Consider the following 2,110-nt stretch of genomic DNA (forward strand, 5'->3'; position numbering starts at 1 on the left):
CTACCGACAGTGAGGCCATGTCATCGGCCTCGAGCGCATTGACCTCATCAAACATTGACTTCGCCCGGCCCAGCTGCTCCGCGTTCTGGCCCTCCCAGACCGCAAGACGCTCCTCGGCGGGAGTCCCGGCCGGCGTGCACTCGAGCACCGCCGTCGTCATGTCCGAGACGGTGGAGTAGAGGTCATCACGCAGGGCTGCGCGGGCCAGGGCCTGCCAGCGGTCCTCCCTCGGCAGCTTGGTGATGCGTTCGAGCAGGGAATCTGCATGGAAGCGGTTGAAGACCGTGTAGTACACGTGGGCAATATCGGCCACGGATTCCTTGCTGCCGTGGACGATCTTGGCGATGTCCAGGAGCACGAAGCTCTCGAACAGTTCCGCCCAGCGGTGTGCCAGGTCTTCCGGAAGGTCCCAGCTGCGCGCCTTCTCCAGCCATTCGGCCACGCGGGCGCGGTCGTCGCCCCGGAGGTAGTCGAGCAGCCGGGCCCGCATGGGATCCATCAGCGGCTTGAATTCGGCCACGATCTCGGCGATCGGACGGGACGCCGAGCCTTGGCCGAGGAGCCACCGGACGGCGCGGTCCAGCAGCCGCCGGATGTCCAGGTGGACGGTGCTCCAGTGTTCGGTCGGGAACGACGCCGGCAGTTCGTTGAGTTCCTTGACCATGATGTCGAGCTCGTAGACCTCGCGGAGGGCCACGAACGCCTTGGCGACGGCGGCCTCCGTGGCCGAGGTTTCCTCGATGGCACGGAACGCGAAGGTGATGCCGCCGAGGTTGATCATGTCGTTGGCAACCACTGTCGCGATGATCTCCCGGCGCAGCGGGTGGGTGTCCAGTTCGGCGTCGAACCTCTCCCGCAGCTGCTCCGGGAAGTAGGCCCGCAGCGTCATGCGGAACCACGGGTCATCGGCGAGGTCGCTGTCGCGCAAAGCGGTGGCAAGTTCGATCTTGGCGTAGGCGGCCAGGACCGACAGCTCCGGGGAGGTCAGCCCCTGGCCCTGTTCCAGGCGCTCGCGCAGCGTGTCCGTGGTGGGCAGGGCCTCGAGGTCCCGCTTGAGGTCCGCCGACTTTTCCAGCCAGTCCATCAGCCGTTCGTAGCTCGGGCTCCATTCGGAGACCCGCATCCGGTCGTTGAGGAGAAGGATGTTCTGGTCGATGTTGTCCTCGAGCACCAGCCGGCCGACCTCGTCGGTCATGGAAGCCAGGAAGTCCGCACGCTCGGCGGGCTCAAGCTTGCCTGCCGCCACCATCCGGTCCACGAAGATCTTGATGTTGACCTCGTGGTCCGAGCAGTCGACGCCGGCCGAGTTGTCGATCGCGTCCGTGTTGAGGATGACGCCCTGCAGCGCGGCCTCGATGCGTCCGCGCTGGGTCATCCCCAGGTTTCCGCCTTCCCCAACCACCTTGACCCGCAGTTCGCGGCCGTCAACGCGGATGGCGTCATTGGCCTTGTCGCCGACCTCGGCATTCGTTTCGGTGCTGGCCTTGACGTAGGTGCCGATGCCGCCGTTGTAGAGCAGGTCGGCCGGGGCGAGGAGGATGGCGCGCAGGAGCTCCGGCGGGCTGAGTTCTGTGGTGCCCTCCGGGAGGCCGAGGGCGGTCCGGATCTGCGCGGACACGGGGATCGACTTGGCCTGCCGGGCAAAGACGCCGCCGCCTTCGCTGATGAGCGATTTGTCGTAGTCATCCCAGGAGGACCGGGGCAGTTCGAAGAGCCGCTGGCGTTCCGCGTAGGACGTTGCCTCGTTAGGGGTGGGGTCGAGGAAGATGTGCCGGTGGTCGAAGGCAGCCAGCAGGCGGATGTGCTTGGAGAGCAGCATGCCGTTGCCGAACACGTCGCCGGACATGTCGCCGACGCCCACCACGGTGAAGGGCTCGGCCTGGGTGTCGAGGTCCAGTTCGCTGAAGTGGCGCTTGACCGACTCCCACGCGCCGCGGGCGGTGATGCCCATGGCCTTGTGGTCGTAGCCGACGGAGCCGCCGGAGGCGAAGGCGTCGCCGAGCCAGAACCCGTATTCGCCGGCCAGTCCGTTGGCGATGTCGGAGAATGACGCCGTACCCTTGTCGGCCGCGACCACAAGGTAGGAATCGTCGTCGTCATGGCGCACGAC

At 66.6% G+C, this 2,110-nt stretch carries 1 protein-coding gene; it reads right to left on the reverse strand.

Going from position 1 to position 2,110, the window contains the following annotated elements; translation table 11 throughout:
• The coding region (locus LQV45_RS27710; RefSeq protein WP_230010085.1) for an NAD-glutamate dehydrogenase domain-containing protein at positions 1 to 2,110 on the reverse strand (2,110 nt) is incomplete at both ends.

It is taken from the genome of Microbacterium sp. Bi128 (assembly GCF_918698205.1).